Source organism: Citrobacter freundii complex sp. CFNIH4, assembly GCF_002934505.1.
Classification (GTDB): Bacteria; Pseudomonadota; Gammaproteobacteria; order Enterobacterales; family Enterobacteriaceae; genus Citrobacter; species Citrobacter freundii.
In genome coordinates, this window is record NZ_CP026231.1 from 1,285,895 (window position 1) to 1,302,616 (window position 16,722).

Genomic DNA, 16,722 nt, shown 5'->3' on the forward strand with positions numbered 1-16,722 from the left:
GGGGGTTTTTTATGTGCGGAGTTTACAGCGGCTGTTGAGCAACGTCGTGATGACGGGTCACATCGACCGGCATGCCTGAGCGAATCTCCATCGCATGATCCATGACGGCGGCATCTGTTTGCGCCGCATTTTTAAATGTCTGCATGGACGCGTTCAGCACGATTGGCAACAGTTGCGGGTCGTCATTGATTTTTTCGGACAGCGGCTGATGCACTTCTACCAGCCGCACGCCGTTAGGCTCAACGGATGCTTTGATCGGCGTATTGATAATATTGACCTTAGTTCCGGGCGTTACCTGACGGAACAGGGTTTCGATATCACCGTCGCGCAGACGAATACAGCCGGAACTGACGCGCATGCCGATGCCAAAGTCAGCATTGGTGCCGTGCAGCAGATAAACGCCGCCGTATGCCGCTAAGCGAATTGCATGATGGCCCATCGGGTTATCCGGACCGGCAGGTACAACGGCAGGCAGGTCAATTCCGTTTGCTTTGTATCGCGCGCGGATATTTGCCGTCGGCGTCCAGGTGGGGTTGGCGCGTTTATCAGAAATGGTGGTTACCATCGTAGGCGTCAGCGTGTCACCACCTAACTGACCAATACCAATAGGATAAACGGTCACCGAATTGGTCCCCGGCTGGTAATAATAAAGACGCAGTTCGGCGAGGTTGATAACAATACCTTCGCGCGGGGCGTCAGGTAGCAGAGTTTGTAATGGAATAGTCAGCACGCTGCCCGGACGTGGTACGTAAGGATCAACGCCGGGGTTGGCCTGCAGCAGCGCTAAAAAGCCGACATTATATTTTTTCGCAATCGCCTCCAGAGAACCGCCATTATCTTCAACAACGTGAACGGTATTCTGGCCCACCAGACGGCTTCCCGGCGGTGGCAGCGGCCAGGTGTTTGCCTGAGCCGGAAGTGCTAACGCGAAGGTCGCTGCCAGCGTAAAAAACGCGAGCCAGCGAGAGAGTCGTTTATTGTTTAACATCACCATAAATCCATTGTTTTTACGTGGTTTTTATTATGTAAAAGTAAACGAGAATTATGGCGGTTTGCTGTGTCTGGAAGTGCAGGGAAGTGCAAAGAGTTTGTAAATTCATCAGGCCGGGTGAGTGGTGTGCTCACCCGGCCTGTTCACTATGCTACGGCGTTTTCTTCAAGCTGACGCATAAACTGGCGGACCCAGTCGATCCGCGTTTTACGCTCGCCCAGATCCTGCATAAATTTCAGTCGGGTTGGGCCGTCCAGACGGAAGTGTTGCGGTTGTTTTTGCAGTAAACCAATCAGCCAGACCGGGTTGACGTGGTTTTTCTCGGCAAATTCAATGGTACCGCCTTTGTCATGACCTTCGAGCTTTCTGATCCCCAGTTTCTGCGCCTGCTGGCGTAAACGAGCGATATCCAGCAACGTACGGGCCGGGTCGGGCAGCAGGCCAAAACGATCTATCAGCTCGACCTTAATCTCTTCCAGTTCGTTTTCGCCTTTCGCGCTGGCAATGCGCTTGTAGAACGATAGTCGGGTGTTAACATCCGGTATATAGTCATCCGGCAGCAGAGAAGGCATACGCAATTCAACTTCGGTTTGCTGGCTGGTGAGATCTTCCAGTGACGGCTCACGCCCTTCTTTGAGCGCATCGACCGCGTTTTCCAGCAGCTCCATATACAGCGAGAAGCCGATGCTTTCCATGGAACCACTTTGATCTTCACCCAACAGTTCCCCGGCGCCGCGAATTTCAAGGTCGTGGGTCGCCAGCGCAAATCCTGCACCCAAATCTTCCAGCGAAGCGATGGCTTCCAGACGCTTTTGCGCGTCGGTGGTCATTGCTTTTGGATGCGGCGTCAGCAGCCAGGCGTACGCCTGATGGTGTGAGCGTCCCACACGACCGCGTAGCTGGTGCAATTGCGCTAAACCAAAGTGATCGGCGCGTTCGATGATAATGGTGTTTGCGGTCGGAATGTCGATCCCGGTTTCGATAATGGTGGTACACACCAGCACGTTAAAACGCTGATGGTGGAAATCGTTCATCACGCGTTCCAGCTCGCGCTCGCGCATTTGCCCGTGGCCGATACCAATACGCGCTTCCGGCACCAGTTCTGCTAATCTGTCAGCGGTTTTCTGGATATTTTCGACGTCGTTAAACAGATAATAAACTTGTCCCCCGCGCAGAACTTCACGCAGGATCGCCTCGCGTACCACCAGGCTGTCGTATTCGCGCACGAAGGTTTTGACCGCCAGACGACGAGCGGGCGGCGTGGCGATGATCGACAGATCGCGCATGCCGCTCATCGCCATATTGAGCGTACGCGGAATAGGCGTTGCCGTCAGGGTCAGAATATCGACATCCGCACGCATCGCCTTGATGCGTTCTTTGTGGCGAACGCCGAAACGGTGCTCTTCATCGACAATCAGCAGACCCAGATCTTTTAACTTCACATCCGCTTGCAGCAGTTTGTGCGTGCCGATGAGAATATCAATTTTCCCCTCGGCAACCTGTTCCAGAATCTGCGCTTGCTCTTTGGCGCTACGGAAACGGGACAACATCTCAATGCGTACCGGCCAGTTGGCAAAACGATCGCGGAAGTTGTCGAAGTGCTGCTGTGCGAGCAGGGTAGTCGGAACCAGCACGGCAACCTGTTTGTGGTTCTCTACGGCAAGGAAAGCGGCGCGCATCGCGACTTCGGTTTTACCAAAACCGACGTCACCGCACACCAGGCGGTCCATGGCCAGAGGTTGGCACATATCGCTGAGTACAGCGTTGATCGCCTGCGCCTGGTCAGGCGTGGTTTCAAACGGGAAGCTGTCGCAAAACAGCTGATACTGTTCACGGTCATGCTTAAAGGCAAAGCCTTCTTTCGCCGCGCGCTGGGCATAAATATCCAGCAGCTCTGCCGCGACATCGCGCACCTTCTCAGCGGCTTTCTGTCGGGCGCGTGACCAGGCATCGCCGCCCAGTTTATGCAGCGGTGCATTCTCTTCTGCACCGCCTGCATAGCGGCTGATCAGATGCAGTGACGACACCGGCACGTACAGTTTGGCATCGTTGGCATAGGTGAGCATCAGATATTCACCGGTGATACCGCCCGCTTCCAGCGTGGTCATCCCGGCATAGCGACCCACGCCGTGTTCCAGATGCACTACCGGCTGACCGGGATGCAGCTCTGCAAGGTTACGAATTAAGGTATCCGGGTTGATGGTGCGACGCGAATCCTGGCGGCGACGCGCCACGCGTTCCCCAAGCAAATCGCTTTCACAAATCAGTGCCAGATTGCGTTTGCTATCGATGAAGCCGTGCTCAGCTGCGCCAATCATCAGATAACGACCGTTATCTACGGCTTCATCGAGTCGCAATATCCGCTTCGGTGCCACTTTGATACGAGCGAGCAACTCGCCAAGCGCTTCACGTCGGCCTTCACTTTCGACCGAGAAAATCACCGGGCCGGTAAAGCCCTCAAGGAATTTACGTAACGCATCTAACGGTGATTTTTGCTGTGCCTGCACGGCGATGTCCGGCAGCTTCTGGAACCCGAGGTTGGTATTCGCAGCTTTGTTCGCCAGACTCTCGGTTTTCAGTTGAACGCGCGGCCAGCGTTTAAGTTCAGAAAACAGCTCATCAACCCGCAGCCACAGCGATTCCGGCGGCAGAAGCGGGCGCATCGGATCAACACCGCGATTTTCAAAGCGTGACAGGGTATCGGCCTGGAAGCGTTCTGCGCTGGTCTCGATATCACCGGTATTGACCAATAACGTATTGGCGGGGAAGTAGCTGAACAGCGGCGGCAGCGGCTCGCTGAAAAACAGCGGTTGCCAGTATTCAATACCCGCAGGTAACGTGCCTTTGCTGACCTGCTGATAAATATGTTCGGCGTCGCGTTTAACCTCAAAGGTATCGCGCCACTGACTACGGAATAGCTCGATGGCTGTTTTGTCAGTCGGGAATTCGTGCGCGGGAAGCAAATTAATGGCATCGACTTCTTCCAGCGTGCGCTGGGTGTCGGTATCAAACAGACGCAGGCTGTCGATTTCGTCATCAAAGAAATCCAGACGATAAGGCAGCTCGCTGCCCATCGGGAACAGATCCAACAACGCGCCGCGCGTGGCGTATTCGCCGTGTTCCATGACCTGATCAACATGGCGATAGCCAGCGCTATCCAGCTGTTCGCGCAGGGCGTCGCGCGAAAGCCGCTGACCTTTTTTCATGACCAGCGCATGCCCGTGCAGATAGCTGTGCGGACAGACACGCTGCATCAGGGTATTTACCGGAGCGATCAGTACGCCTCGCTGCATGGCAGGCAGTTGATACAGCGTAGAGAGACGCGAAGAGATAATCTCCTGATGGGGAGAAAAACTGTCATAGGGCAGCGTTTCCCAGTCGGCCAGGTTCATCACCATCTGGTCGGTAAACTGACGAATTTCATCATGCAGGCGCAAAGCATTTTGCATGTCCGGCGCGATCAGCACCACTGGACCGGCGTGATGTTCGGCGATTTCGGCGACCAGCGTTGCGCAGGCGGCACCGGTAAGCTCACCCAACTGGCGCTGATCGCCAGCTTTCGCTGGGAGCGTGTAACGATGTTGTTCAGGCATTCGGTTGTCAGGTTCTCGTTTAGATATACATCTGATAAGCAATGTTCTTTATTATCCGTGATCGTTTCTCATAAGCAAATTGATTCGCCCCCTGATGGGGGCAAAAAGCGCGTTGGGGTTAGCGCGAAACGACCGATAAAGAAGGTGGGGAAAAGAGCAGGTCGGCCACTGTTTTTTGTGAAATTTTACGCACCAACAGGCCAAACAAGGTGCACAGCAGCAGGCAGGCGAATGGATACACCAACAGCAGGGCCAGCTCTGCATATGCAGGCCAGGCGGCATGATTAATGTTGGGGATTAGCGTTAAGCTGAATAGCTCAACCAGAATTCGGTGGGTGGTGTAGATGGCGATGGTATTGGCACCAATCACGCTTAACGGGCCGGACTCACGCATACCAAAGCGCAGCTCAAATTGATAAAACAGCTTCATGATCAGCACAATGGAAAGAAGAGAAAGTAAAAGTGAGACATTTGCCAGCCATGCGACGATGGCGGCGATTGCGCTAACCAGAACAATGAGCGCATGGCGGCGCAGGGGCACCTCCTTAATCCATACCATCAGCGTTGCGCCAAACCATGCACCGAGGCTGTACCAGGGCAGATTGCGAATCACGCTGTTCATTCCCCACCACGGCGTCGGGACAAAGTTGATCGCCACGCTCAGCGCCACAAATAACGCCAACAGCGGCACCGCCCAGCGGCTGAAAATTTTACACAGAACAAAATAGACAATCAGCGCGTACAGATACCACAAGCTGGTACTGGCGGTCAGCATCCCGTGGGTAAAACCTGCGATCGAACCAGCATAAGCGGCGTTGGCAGCATGGCTCAGATCGCGCTGTGGGGCCAGCCAGTTATTGAGCGTCACTAACGCCAGCCATTGCACCACACCCCAGAGTATCAGCACCCAGGCAATACTCCAGATCCGTTTATCCACGCAGGTGGTCCACGGGACGCTATCAATGTAGCGACGGATCAGATATCCCGAAATAAAGAAAAAGACCGGCATGCGAAACGGCGCCAGGTACAAATTGAGGTAAATCCAGCATTTGCTCAGCAGCTCTGAAAGCGGATGCTGAAAAGTAGTGAGGTGAGGGTAAAATGTGATTACCGAGTGGTAAATCACCACCAGACAAATACATAACCCTTTGATTTGATTAATCCATAGTTCTTTTTTATTCATCGAGACGGCGTATCCATATTGTTGATTATAGCCTGCCATCCTGCGCAACCCGCTGTGCGCTGTAATGCGTAACTGTCTGCATTTTGATTTTTTAAGATAAAGATCAGGGACCAGGATGGAAGGGAAGACGGACAACTTTAGCGAATTGATTTATTTATACTTTTAGGAATAGTGCTGACGAACACTTACGGTTCAGTCATTTACCCATTCCGCTTTCGCTTATATACTCGTGACTTTGCTAACAGCAACCAGACGGATTTCATGTACCAACCTGTCGCTCTATTCATCGGCCTGCGTTATATGCGTGGGCGTGCAGCAGATCGCTTCGGTCGCTTCGTTTCCTGGCTCTCCACCATTGGCATTACCCTCGGGGTGATGGCGCTGGTCACGGTGTTGTCGGTGATGAACGGTTTTGAGCGCGAGCTGCAAAACAATATTCTTGGCCTGATGCCTCAGGCCGTCCTCTCGTCTGAACAGGGTTCCCTCAACCCGCAACAACTGCCGGAAAAAGCGGTGGTGTTGAACGGCGTCAACCGAGTTGCACCCATAACTACGGGAGATGTGGTGCTGCAAAGCGCGCGTAGCGTGGCGGTCGGCGTGATGCTCGGTATCGATCCGGCGCAAAAAGATCCGTTAACGCCGTATCTGGTCAATGTGAAGCAAACAGATCTGCAACCGGGTAAGTATAATGTCATCCTCGGCGAGCAGCTTGCCGGGCAGTTGGGCGTGAACCGTGGCGATCAAATTCGCGTGATGGTGCCTTCGGCCAGCCAGTTTACGCCGATGGGACGTTTGCCGAGCCAGCGTCTGTTTACGGTGATTGGCACCTTCGCCGCCAACAGCGAAGTAGACGGCTACCAGATGCTAACCAACATTCAGGATGCTTCCCGCCTGATGCGCTATCCGGTGGGCAATATTACCGGCTGGCGTCTGTGGCTGAACGAACCGTTAAAAGTTGATACGCTGAGCCAGCAAACGCTGCCGCAGGGCACCAAATGGCAGGACTGGCGCGAGCGCAAAGGGGAACTGTTCCAGGCCGTGCGCATGGAGAAGAACATGATGGGGCTACTGCTTAGCCTGATCGTGGCTGTGGCGGCTTTTAATATTATTACCTCGCTGGGTCTGATGGTAATGGAGAAGCAAGGGGAAGTGGCGATTCTACAAACGCAGGGGCTAACGCCGCGTCAGATAATGATGGTGTTTATGGTTCAGGGGGCCAGTGCCGGGATTATCGGCGCGCTGCTTGGCGCGGTGCTGGGCGCATTGCTCGCCAGTCAACTGAACAATTTAATGCCAATTATTGGTGTGCTGCTGGATGGCGCGGCGCTGCCGGTCGCTATCGAGCCGCTGCAGGTTATCGTCATTGCGCTGGTGGCGATGGCCATCGCGCTGCTGTCTACGCTTTATCCTTCCTGGCGCGCTGCCGCCACTCAACCCGCTGAGGCTTTACGTTATGAATAAGATCCTGTTGCAATGCGACAACCTGTGCAAACGCTATCAGGAAGGCACTGTGCAGACCGATGTCCTGCACGATGTCAGTTTTAGCGTCGGCGAAGGTGAGATGATGGCGATTGTCGGCAGCTCTGGCTCCGGAAAGAGTACGCTGCTGCATCTGCTGGGCGGATTGGATACGCCGACTTCCGGCGACGTGATTTTTAGCGGTCAGCCGATGAGCAAGCTCTCGTCGGCGGCGAAAGCGGAACTGCGCAATCAGAAGCTGGGCTTTATTTACCAGTTCCACCATTTACTGCCGGACTTTACCGCGCTGGAAAACGTAGCGATGCCGCTGCTGATCGGCAAGAAAAAACCGGCTGAAATAACCGAGCGCGCACGGGATATGCTGAAAGCCGTAGGACTGGATCATCGTGCCAGTCATCGCCCGTCTGAACTGTCTGGCGGCGAACGCCAGCGTGTGGCCATCGCTCGTGCGCTGGTGAATAACCCGCGTCTGGTCCTGGCGGATGAGCCAACGGGTAACCTGGATGCGCGTAACGCGGATAGCATTTTCGAGCTTCTGGGCGAGCTGAACCGCTCTCAGGGCACGGCATTTCTGGTGGTGACGCACGATCTGCAACTGGCGAAGCGGATGAGCCGCCAGCTTGAAATGCGCGATGGTCGCCTGACGGCTGAACTGAGCCTGATGGGAGCTGAGTAATGGCTTCGCCTTTATCGTTATTGATTGGTCTGCGCTTTAGCCGTGGTCGGCGGCGCGGCGGTATGGTTTCGCTGATATCTGTGATTTCCACCGTTGGCATCGCGTTGGGTGTGGCGGTGTTGATCGTTGGTTTAAGTGCCATGAACGGATTTGAGCGTGAGCTGAACAACCGTATTCTGGCCGTAGTCCCACACGGAGAGATTGAAGCCGTAAATCAGCCGTGGGATAACTGGCAGGAAGCGCTCGACAAAGTACAAAAAGTGCCGGGTATTGTCGCCGCGGCGCCTTATATCAACTTTACCGGACTGGTAGAGAGCGGGGCGAACTTACGCGCGGTGCAGGTGAAGGGCGTTGACCCAAAACAGGAACAGCGTTTAAGCGCACTGCCATCTTTCGTGCAAAACCACGCCTGGGATAATTTTAAAGCCGGTGAACAACAAATCATCATTGGTAAGGGTATTGCCGATGCGCTGAAAGTGAAGCAGGGCGACTGGGTGTCGATTATGATCCCTAACGCCAGCGCGGATCATAAGTTACAGCAGCCCAAACGCGTGCGTTTACACGTTACTGGGATCCTGCAACTGAGCGGCCAACTCGATCACAGCTTTGCCATGATCCCAATGGAAGATGCGCAGCAATATCTGGATATGGGAACCAGCGTTTCCGGGATTGCGCTGAAAGTTAACGACGTGTTTAACGCCAATAAGCTGGTGCGGGACGCGGGCGAAGTGACCAATAACTATGTTTATATTAAGAGCTGGATCGGTACTTACGGCTATATGTATCGCGATATCCAGATGATTCGCGCCATTATGTATCTGGCGATGGTGCTGGTGATTGGTGTGGCCTGCTTTAATATCGTTTCCACGTTAGTGATGGCGGTAAAAGACAAAAGCGGCGATATTGCGGTATTAAGAACCCTCGGGGCGAAAGATGGGTTGATCCGTGCCATTTTTGTCTGGTACGGCCTGCTGGCGGGTCTGTTTGGTAGCCTGATAGGCGTCGTCATCGGGGTGGTTGTCTCGTTGCAACTGACGCCGATCATCAACGGAATCGAGGCGCTTATCGGTCATCAGTTCCTGTCCGGCGATATCTATTTCATTGACTTCCTGCCATCGGAATTACACTGGCTGGATGTGATTTACGTGCTGGTGACAGCACTCGTGCTGAGTCTTTTGGCAAGTTGGTATCCGGCGCGTCGCGCCAGCAATATTGATCCTGCGAGAGTACTTAGCGGCCAATAACAACAATAATACACGACAGCATTCATGCTGCATCAAGGCGTAGCCAACGCAGAGGCATCTTGAAGGATGACGTGTATCAAGGAGCGGTGATGTATTACGGATTTGACATCGGCGGGACCAAAATTGCGCTGGGCGTGTTTGATAAGCAACGTCGTCTGCAATGGGAAACTCGCGTCCCTACACCTCGCGACAGCTACGACGCTTTCCTTGATGCGGTCTGCAATCTGGTGACGGAAGCTGACCAGCGTTTTGGTATCAAAGGTTCGGTCGGTATCGGGATTCCTGGCATGCCGGAAACGGAAGACGGCACGTTGTACGCGGCCAACGTTCCTGCCGCCAGTGGCAAACCGCTCCGCGCCGATCTTAGCGCTCGCCTTGACCGCGATGTGCGTCTGGATAACGATGCGAACTGTTTTGCTCTCTCCGAAGCCTGGGATGACGAGTTTACCCAATATCCGCTGGTGATGGGGTTGATCCTCGGTACGGGCGTTGGCGGCGGCCTGGTGCTTAACGGGAAATCCATCACCGGACGCAGCTATATCACCGGCGAGTTTGGTCATATTCGTTTGCCGGTTGATGCGCTGACGCTGATGGGCTTTGATTTCCCGCTGCGCCGCTGCGGATGCGGCCAACTGGGATGCATCGAAAGCTATCTTTCCGGCGGTGGATTTGCGTGGTTGTATCAGCATTACTACCATCAACCGCTGGATGCCCGTGAAATTATCGCGTTGTGGGAGCAGGGCGATGAACATGCGCGTGCACACGTTGAACGCTATCTGGATTTGCTGGCGGTGTGTCTTGGGAATATCCTGACTATCGTCGATCCTGATTTGGTGGTGATTGGCGGAGGCTTGTCGAATTTTACCGCTATTACGACGCAACTGACGGACCGACTGCCACGTCATCTGTTGCCAGTTGCCCGGGTACCGCGTATTGAGCAGGCACGGCACGGTGATGCCGGCGGGATGCGCGGGGCTGCTTTCCTACATCTTACCGATTAATACAAAGAGGTTGTTATGCTGTCGCGTCGGGGTCATCGGTTAAGCCGCTTTCGTAAAAATAAACGCCATTTGCGCGATCGCCTGCGTCAACGAATCTTTTTCAGAGACAGAGTGGTGCCTGAATTGATGGAAAAACCAAGAGTGCTGGTACTGACGGGAGCGGGAATCTCTGCTGAGTCAGGAATTCGAACCTTCCGCGCGGCGGATGGTCTCTGGGAAGAACATCGGGTTGAGGACGTTGCGACTCCGGAAGGATTTAGTCGAAACCCGGAACTGGTTCAGTCGTTTTATAACGCCCGTCGCCATCAATTGCAACAGCCAGAAATCCAGCCCAACGCGGCGCATATCGCACTGGCAAAACTCGAAGCCGAACTGGGCGACCGTTTTTTACTGGTGACGCAGAACATTGATAACCTGCATGAGCGTGCGGGCAGCCAGAACGTTATCCATATGCACGGCGAACTGCTCAAGGTTCGCTGCTCGCAAAGCGGGCAGATTCTGGAATGGAAGGACGATGTGACCCCGGAAGATAAATGTCACTGCTGTCAATTTCCGGCACCGCTGCGACCACACGTGGTGTGGTTTGGTGAAATGCCGCTGGGCATGGATGAAATTTACATGGCGCTGGCAATGGCGGATGTATTCATTGCGATTGGCACATCGGGACATGTTTATCCGGCTGCGGGTTTTGTGCATGAGGCACGGCTGCATGGGGCACATACGGTAGAACTAAATCTCGAACCGAGCCAGGTTGGCAGCGAGTTTGAAGAGAAGTATTACGGTCCGGCAAGCCAGGTGGTGCCAGAGTTTGTTGAGAAGTTATTGAAAGGTCTGTGAACACGGATGGCGTAGGCCCGATAAGCGCAGCGCCATCGGGCAGTGATGATGCGCCGGATGCGACGCTGGCGCGTCTTATCCGGCCTAAGAGGAGGGCAATTAGCGTCCTGCTTTCAGCTTCTGATAATACTCTTCATAGATAGCGCTGGCGGAACCGACGTCGTTCTGCCATTCCCCTTTGTTGATGGTTTCTGCGTCAGGGTACAGGGTTTTATCATTTGCGACTTCAGGGCTTAACAGCTTACGTGCTGCCAGGTTTGGCGTCGGATAACCAATAGTTTCCGCAACTTCTTTCGCCACGTCCGGGCGCAGCAGGAAGTTAATCAGCTTCAGCGCACCTTCTTTGTTTTTCGCGTTAGCCGGAATAGACAGGCTATCCATCCAGAAAATGCCACCTTCTTTAGGCCATACCACTTCCAGCGGTGTACCTGCCTGACGCGCAACATACGCGGAGCCGTTCCATACCATCCCCAGATTGACTTCACCTTCCATATACGGGTTGGCCGGGTTGTCAGAGTTAAACGCCGCGACGTTAGGCATCAGTTTCTTCAGCTCGTTATAGGCGGCTTCAATCTCTTTCGGGTCGGTGGTATTGCCGGAGTATCCCAGCTTGCGCAGCGCCATCTGGAACACTTCACGCGCATCATCCGTTAACAGCAGACTGCCTTTGTACTCCGGTTTCCATAGATCGGCCCAACTGGTGACGGTTTTCGGATCGATAGCATCGCTGTTTACGCCAATGGCCGTCGCACCCCAGATATACGGGATGGAGTAGTCATTGTTCGGGTCAAACGGCTTGTTGAGCATTTCCGGATCGAGGTTGTGGAAGTTGGTCAACGTCGACTTGTCGATCTTCTGGATCATGCCTTCTTTACGCATTTTATCGACGTAATAGGTGGACGGAACCACCAGATCGTATGCGCCCTCTTTATAGGTTTTGAGCTTGGCGTACATGGTTTCGTTCGACTCGTAGGTCGAATAGATAACCTTAATGCCGGTCTCTTTGGTGAATTGTTCCAGCAGCCCTGGCGGGACATACTCGGTCCAGTTATAGAAATAGAGCGTGTTGTTGTCATTCGCGTGAGCGGCGCTCATGCCCAGTGCCAGAGCACCCGCCGCGAGCAGGTGGCGTGACCATTTTTTCATCATTTAACGTCCCCTGAATTAAGGGCCTCAGCGGCCCTTGGTTTTATCACGTGCAATAAGCTGGCTGGCGATCACCATAACCAGCGACAGAACCAACAAAATGGTCGCCAGCGCGTTCACCTCTGGTGATACACCGACTTTGACCATTGAGTAGATTTTTAATGGCAGAATTTCATAACCCGGTCCGGTAACGAAGGACGAAACGACGACATCATCCATCGACAGCGTAAAGCTCAGCAACCAACCTGCAGCCACCGCAGGCATAGCCAGTGGCAGTATAATCTTGCGCAGAATAGTTACTTCGCTGGCACCCAAATCTTTAGCAGCCTCAAGCATGCGTACATCAAAACCTTTCAGGCGTGAGTAAACTGTCACCACCACAAAAGGCAGACAAAAAGTGATATGTGAGAACAACAGCGACCAGAAACCCAGTTGAATGCCGATCAGCATAAACAGCACCAGCAGAGATATTGCCATCACAATATCTGGCGACATCATCACCACGAACAGCATACCACTGACGAACGGTTTACCGCGAAAACGGTAGCGGTACAGCGCAACCGCAGTGAGTGAGCCGATCAAGGTGGCAAACGTGGCGGATAGCACAGCCATCGTCAGCGAGTGCTGCGCCGCCTGCAACAGGCTGTCGTTATTCATCAGCAGGCCGTACCATTTGGTAGTAAAACCCTGCCAGTTGATGCCGAAGCGCGAGCTGTTAAAGGAGTTCACAATCAGAATGATGATTGGAATATACAGATACGCGTAGATAGCGGTCATAAAACCGCCGCGGAGCAGTCGACCGATCATTCGAGTTCCACCTTCTTGTTCAGAAGGCGTGATGCTTTCAGAGCATTGAAAATAATCAACTTTTTCTCTTCTCCAAAATCTCTCCAAAACTTCCCACCAAAACAGACAGCCAAAAAATAAGCGACCATCACTAAGGCCGCGAATTTTACAACAATTTTCCAGGTGATCGGAAAAAAATGCCCATTTAAATGACCAGCTTTACCCATTCCTGGCCGCGAGTATCGTTATAGCGATCTGTTGTTGCCTGCACTTTATGACCAAGCAGCGTTTTAGTATCGATCCCTTGAGCGCGATATAGCCTTTCAGATAAAGAGCGCTGTTCGTGGAATGTGGTTGGCGTTTTTCCTGCCGGTGGATTAACCCCTGCCAGATCCCGGGCAACCGCAAAATAATCACTCAGATTATCTTTGCTCATTGGCTGGCCTTTTTTCTGCTGCCGACTGTGAATCAGGTAGGGACTTACTATTCTGTCCCGGCAACGTGCAATCACATCCTTCAGTGTCATGCCCACTGCATCGCAATGAAGTGACAGTGGTAGCGCCAGGCGCATATCAGTCTTACCCTGAATGACATGCAAATGATCGTCCCACACGTCGGAAAATTTCATTCTGACAATATCCTCTCTTCGCTGGCCAGTAACCAGAGCGAGAAGCATGGCGTTCCTGTTGTAATGCCCTTCAGGGGTAACATTGAATATGGATCTCCAGTCCTCGATGCTAAGTCGGGCACGGGTTACTTTCGGTACCGGTTTGCGCGTCGCCTCCGGAGGATTCCAGCCCGGAGGAACTTCGCCGGCATGTTGCGCTTCGCGATATATATCCACCCATACCACACGGTTATTTAGTGCGGTGCTTGTCTGCCCCTTATCAAGCCATTCCTCCAGTATCAGGGAGAAATCCCTGACCTCCAAACTACGCAACGGATGATTGCCAAGTCGGCCAACTAAAAGATTAGCCATTCTCATTTTTTCTTTGAGTCGGGTTTCTGATAAATCGCCGTTATCTACGCGGGTACGCTGCACTTTTTCATAGCGAACAATCCACGCCTGTAAACTGATCCCACGAGCCCTATTTGATGATGGTCTTTCGTCTATTTTCTTCAGGAAATAATCAGCCTCAGCTGCTGCCAGTCGCTGATTGGCAGTGGATGCTATCTTTTCTGCTTTGACTTTATCGGTACCAAGTCCGTGAAATTTTCCGGTCACCGGGTTTTTATATTGGTAATAGGTTTTATCGGTGCGGCGATCAAACCGGGCATAAAGCCCGGGTATAGATATGCTATTTTTTCGTGGCCTTGGTGACATGATCCAGGATCTCCTTTAACGCATCATCATCGTCATCGTGAATTTCTGGCGCCACGCCGACAGCACCTGGGCCAACATACACGGCATTGCGATCAACGCACCAGCGACCGCATATTTTTTCAGGCTTTGGGTTTATGTATCCCAACTTGCCATATTTCACCAGAGTGGTATTCGTTATGGAAAAACCAAAGCGACCGGTTTTCCATTCCGTCAGCGGTATCAGAAATTGTTCACTCATAGCCATCACTCGCGATAGCCAGCCATTACAATACGCGCAACGGCTGGCGCAGGTTGATTATCAAAAATCAGTCAGGTTTACCACTGGTTTAACCCGGCGCCGTTTTTTCCTGACTTTAGGCTTTATCGTTGGCTTTACGATTTGCGGTAGCGGTGGTGGTAAAGAATGGGCATGTTCGCTAATACGCTTACGATCCCCCATCATCCACACGAGTCTTGCTGTCCAGTCTCGCCCGTCATCACAGACGTGCGGAGAACGGATCAGGGCTTCATCGCCGGTTAAATTCTCTGTCACTGCTCCGCCTCCGCACTTATAACCCCAGCGGCCAACGCTGCGGCCATGTGCGGCAATTCGTCGAAATCGCCGCGGTATGCCGGGTTTGCACACATCCCCTGCAGAGCTGCGAGCGTCAGTTGCTGGCGGTAGGTGAGGGCCATCGGTTCAGGTTTTGGCGCAGATACTGTTTCTGGTTCCTTTTTCGGCTTAATGGTAACCACGGGAGGATCCATCACCACTGGTTTTGGAGGTTCCGGGCGACGATATTCCACGATCGCATCGAGGGCGATTTTCTGACGTACGGCAGCATCATCAGACCAGCTATCAAGAATTGTCGTTGCGACATCGTGAACTTCTTCGTCGCTGAAATTGGGCGACAGACAAAATTCAGTGGTGGCAATATCGATGATCAGCAGAGGAAGAATGTCAGCGATAATATGACCGGTACATGTCACAACGCCTTCCGCTTCTTCTTTACCCATAATGTCGGTACGTCCGGAAAGCAGATCGTTCAGCGCGTGGGCAATCTCAATTTCATGAGCATCCAGAAGTTGCCGGTAGTCTTCCTGTTCGGTCACTTCCGTTTTTTCGCCCTCATTTGAGGCGCTATTGGCAAATGCTGCATCCAGTTCCCTGTCGAGTTCTGCAGCGCGAGCCGGGCAGACAGCTGGCGGTAAATTTTCGTCCTGTAACGTCTGTTCGGTTTTACCATCAGATTTTGCTCCATCTTTTTTTTGTGGCAGCGGGGCAGACGTACGTCCGCAGGCAATATCAATGACCAGTTGTGGTGGATTAACGCAGTCAAAACCCGCAATGCAGCTATCGATGTATTGGCGCAGTTCGCCAGGGTAAATATGAAGTTTTTCATCAGCGGTTTTGATGATGGCCACGATGGACGCCGGGTGATAATCATGAATACCCGGTGTACGTGAAAATGGCGCACACCAGTCATCAATCTCGACATCTTTACTGCACAGCATGGTATTGATGCGCATTTCAATGCCAACAGGGGGACTGCATACGTCGAAATCCATGGAGCGGGATAATTTGCCCATGGCGGTGCGATAGCGCAGCCTGGTAGCAAGTTCGCTCATGCCTGGTTTTTTCTCATCGCGTTTTACTGGCGGAGTATCAAGCCATTTATTAATCGGCCTTTTGATATCGGTCCATTGCGCTGTTTCTTTGACGGTTGCGCGCAGATGCGCCAGCAGTTCTTCCTGGCGTTCCGGCAGCAGTGCAAGCACACGAGGTTCGCGGGAGATGGCTTCCATCAGTTCGCGGGCCTGACTGCTATCTTCATCATTAACCAGATCCATAATCTGACCGTATTGTGTCGCTGTGATTTCCTCAACTGGCCCAAACAGCACCAGGCTGGCGGCGCGATAGTTGGCTGGCAGCGGCTTAACTGCCGTCATTTTTTCTTCAGTCTGTCCTTCGATCATCTGATTGCCATCATCGGCAAGTTCAGGCTCAACCAGCACGCGCTCAGGTTTGCCTGTTTCAGCATTCCAGACTATTTCATCAGAGAAAAAATCAGGGGTTAATACCCCCATAAGCTCCGGGCGCGGGATGCCTTCGCCATCCTCCCACACCTTTGGTTTGAAATAATCATCAGCAAGTTCAGGCGCGGATTGCAGGAAAATTCCGTGTAACATCACCTGTGCCGCGGATTTATTTTTTGCTCTCACAGCGCCAGCGTAAACGGGAAGGTCCTTATTTTTATCAAGCGAACCCTTTTTAGGTTCGAGCATTCCAGAAAAAATATTTAATTCAATAGTCATAACAACCTCAATAATGTTTATGTGAATGGCGCGCATTGCTTCTGCTTAAATTGCAGCGCCGCGGTTCATGAATTTGTTTGTAGGAGATGGCATGCTCAAGGCTACAGAAATAAGCAGTCACTACTCTCTTATGCATTCTTTTTGTTGATTTATACATGGAGTCAGCA

Annotated in this window: 15 protein-coding genes; 5 read left to right on the top strand and 10 right to left on the bottom strand. The window is 52.8% G+C overall.

Going from position 1 to position 16,722, the window contains the following annotated elements; genetic code table 11:
• Nucleotides 1–22 precede the first annotated feature (22 nt).
• The 3 genes from ldtC to C2U41_RS06500 all read right to left on the bottom strand — a co-directional run bounded on the left by ldtC (nt 23) and on the right by C2U41_RS06500 (nt 5,767).
• Nucleotides 23–988, bottom strand: a complete 966-nt coding sequence (gene ldtC / locus C2U41_RS06490; protein WP_048241193.1) for a L,D-transpeptidase LdtC — start codon at nt 986–988, stop codon at nt 23–25.
• A gap of 149 nt (nt 989–1,137) precedes the next feature.
• Entirely contained in the window at nt 1,138–4,584 is a 3,447-nt protein-coding gene (gene mfd, locus C2U41_RS06495) for a transcription-repair coupling factor (RefSeq protein ID WP_032936145.1), read from the bottom strand.
• A gap of 118 nt (nt 4,585–4,702) precedes the next feature.
• Nucleotides 4,703–5,767 (bottom strand): acyltransferase family protein, encoded by a 1,065-nt coding sequence (locus tag C2U41_RS06500; protein ID WP_003846719.1) that lies wholly within the window; start codon nt 5,765–5,767, stop codon nt 4,703–4,705.
• A gap of 261 nt (nt 5,768–6,028) precedes the next feature.
• Here C2U41_RS06500 and lolC point away from each other — a divergent pair, with 261 nt between their 5' ends.
• The 5 genes from lolC to cobB all read left to right on the top strand — a co-directional run bounded on the left by lolC (nt 6,029) and on the right by cobB (nt 11,004).
• Entirely contained in the window at nt 6,029–7,228 is a 1,200-nt protein-coding gene (gene lolC, locus C2U41_RS06505) for a lipoprotein-releasing ABC transporter permease subunit LolC (protein WP_003030806.1), read from the top strand.
• Nucleotides 7,221–7,922, top strand: a complete 702-nt coding sequence (gene lolD, locus C2U41_RS06510) for a lipoprotein-releasing ABC transporter ATP-binding protein LolD (protein WP_003030805.1) — start codon at nt 7,221–7,223, stop codon at nt 7,920–7,922. Before lolC ends, lolD begins: the two co-directional genes overlap by 8 nt.
• On the top strand, nt 7,922–9,166 hold the full coding sequence (lolE, locus tag C2U41_RS06515) for a lipoprotein-releasing ABC transporter permease subunit LolE (RefSeq protein WP_103849014.1): 1,245 nt from the start codon (nt 7,922–7,924) through the stop codon (nt 9,164–9,166). The genes lolD and lolE overlap by 1 nt, the downstream gene beginning before the upstream one ends.
• Nucleotides 9,167–9,255: 89 nt before the next feature.
• Nucleotides 9,256–10,167: an N-acetylglucosamine kinase gene (gene nagK, locus C2U41_RS06520; protein WP_003030802.1), complete on the top strand. Its 912-nt coding sequence runs from the start codon at nt 9,256–9,258 to the stop codon at nt 10,165–10,167.
• A 15-nt stretch (nt 10,168–10,182) separates the two neighbouring features.
• A complete protein-coding gene (cobB, locus tag C2U41_RS06525; protein ID WP_003030799.1) occupies nt 10,183–11,004 on the top strand; it encodes a Sir2 family NAD+-dependent deacetylase in 822 nt (273 codons plus the stop codon).
• A gap of 99 nt (nt 11,005–11,103) precedes the next feature.
• On the opposite strand, the gene potD is transcribed toward cobB, so the two are convergent.
• From potD to C2U41_RS06555, 7 genes are read right to left on the bottom strand one after another with little or no spacing between them, the layout of a single operon-like run.
• Complete coding sequence (potD, locus tag C2U41_RS06530; RefSeq protein ID WP_103849020.1) at nt 11,104–12,150, bottom strand: spermidine/putrescine ABC transporter substrate-binding protein PotD; 1,047 nt, start codon at nt 12,148–12,150, stop codon at nt 11,104–11,106.
• A 27-nt stretch (nt 12,151–12,177) separates the two neighbouring features.
• A complete protein-coding gene (potC, locus tag C2U41_RS06535; RefSeq protein ID WP_003030794.1) occupies nt 12,178–12,957 on the bottom strand; it encodes a spermidine/putrescine ABC transporter permease PotC in 780 nt (259 codons plus the stop codon).
• Entirely contained in the window at nt 12,954–13,163 is a 210-nt protein-coding gene (locus tag C2U41_RS06540) for a hypothetical protein (RefSeq protein ID WP_104427096.1), read from the bottom strand. The genes potC and C2U41_RS06540 overlap by 4 nt, the downstream gene beginning before the upstream one ends.
• A complete protein-coding gene (locus C2U41_RS06545; protein ID WP_103849013.1) occupies nt 13,142–14,260 on the bottom strand; it encodes a phage integrase Arm DNA-binding domain-containing protein in 1,119 nt (372 codons plus the stop codon). Before C2U41_RS06545 ends, C2U41_RS06540 begins: the two co-directional genes overlap by 22 nt.
• Nucleotides 14,235–14,498, bottom strand: coding sequence for an excisionase (locus tag C2U41_RS06550; RefSeq protein WP_103849019.1), 264 nt, complete (start codon nt 14,496–14,498; stop codon nt 14,235–14,237). The genes C2U41_RS06545 and C2U41_RS06550 overlap by 26 nt, the downstream gene beginning before the upstream one ends.
• Nucleotides 14,499–14,558: 60 nt before the next feature.
• Nucleotides 14,559–14,792, bottom strand: coding sequence for a hypothetical protein (locus tag C2U41_RS29295; RefSeq protein ID WP_146051403.1), 234 nt, complete (start codon nt 14,790–14,792; stop codon nt 14,559–14,561).
• The gene (locus C2U41_RS06555; RefSeq protein WP_233901290.1) at nt 14,789–16,429 is read right to left on the bottom strand and encodes a hypothetical protein; all 1,641 of its coding nucleotides are present in this window, start codon (nt 16,427–16,429) and stop codon (nt 14,789–14,791) included. Before C2U41_RS06555 ends, C2U41_RS29295 begins: the two co-directional genes overlap by 4 nt.
• Between the last annotated feature and the right edge of the window lie 293 nt (nt 16,430–16,722).

Bases quoted from the DNA above. Each gene is read 5' to 3' on its own strand.
- C2U41_RS06555 (WP_233901290.1), bottom strand. From the start codon at position 16,429: ATGTTACACGGAATTTTCCTGCAATCCGCGCCTGAACTTGCTGATGAT.
- mfd (WP_032936145.1), bottom strand. From the start codon at position 4,584: ATGCCTGAACAACATCGTTACACGCTCCCAGCGAAAGCTGGCGATCAG.
- nagK (WP_003030802.1), top strand. From the start codon at position 9,256: ATGTATTACGGATTTGACATCGGCGGGACCAAAATTGCGCTGGGCGTG.
- potD (WP_103849020.1), bottom strand. From the start codon at position 12,150: ATGAAAAAATGGTCACGCCACCTGCTCGCGGCGGGTGCTCTGGCACTG.
- cobB (WP_003030799.1), top strand. From the start codon at position 10,183: ATGCTGTCGCGTCGGGGTCATCGGTTAAGCCGCTTTCGTAAAAATAAA.
- lolC (WP_003030806.1), top strand. From the start codon at position 6,029: ATGTACCAACCTGTCGCTCTATTCATCGGCCTGCGTTATATGCGTGGG.
- lolD (WP_003030805.1), top strand. From the start codon at position 7,221: ATGAATAAGATCCTGTTGCAATGCGACAACCTGTGCAAACGCTATCAG.
- C2U41_RS06550 (WP_103849019.1), bottom strand. From the start codon at position 14,498: ATGAGTGAACAATTTCTGATACCGCTGACGGAATGGAAAACCGGTCGC.
- C2U41_RS06545 (WP_103849013.1), bottom strand. From the start codon at position 14,260: ATGTCACCAAGGCCACGAAAAAATAGCATATCTATACCCGGGCTTTAT.
- lolE (WP_103849014.1), top strand. From the start codon at position 7,922: ATGGCTTCGCCTTTATCGTTATTGATTGGTCTGCGCTTTAGCCGTGGT.
- potC (WP_003030794.1), bottom strand. From the start codon at position 12,957: ATGATCGGTCGACTGCTCCGCGGCGGTTTTATGACCGCTATCTACGCG.
- ldtC (WP_048241193.1), bottom strand. From the start codon at position 988: ATGTTAAACAATAAACGACTCTCTCGCTGGCTCGCGTTTTTTACGCTG.
- C2U41_RS06540 (WP_104427096.1), bottom strand. From the start codon at position 13,163: ATGGGTAAAGCTGGTCATTTAAATGGGCATTTTTTTCCGATCACCTGG.
- C2U41_RS06500 (WP_003846719.1), bottom strand. From the start codon at position 5,767: ATGAATAAAAAAGAACTATGGATTAATCAAATCAAAGGGTTATGTATT.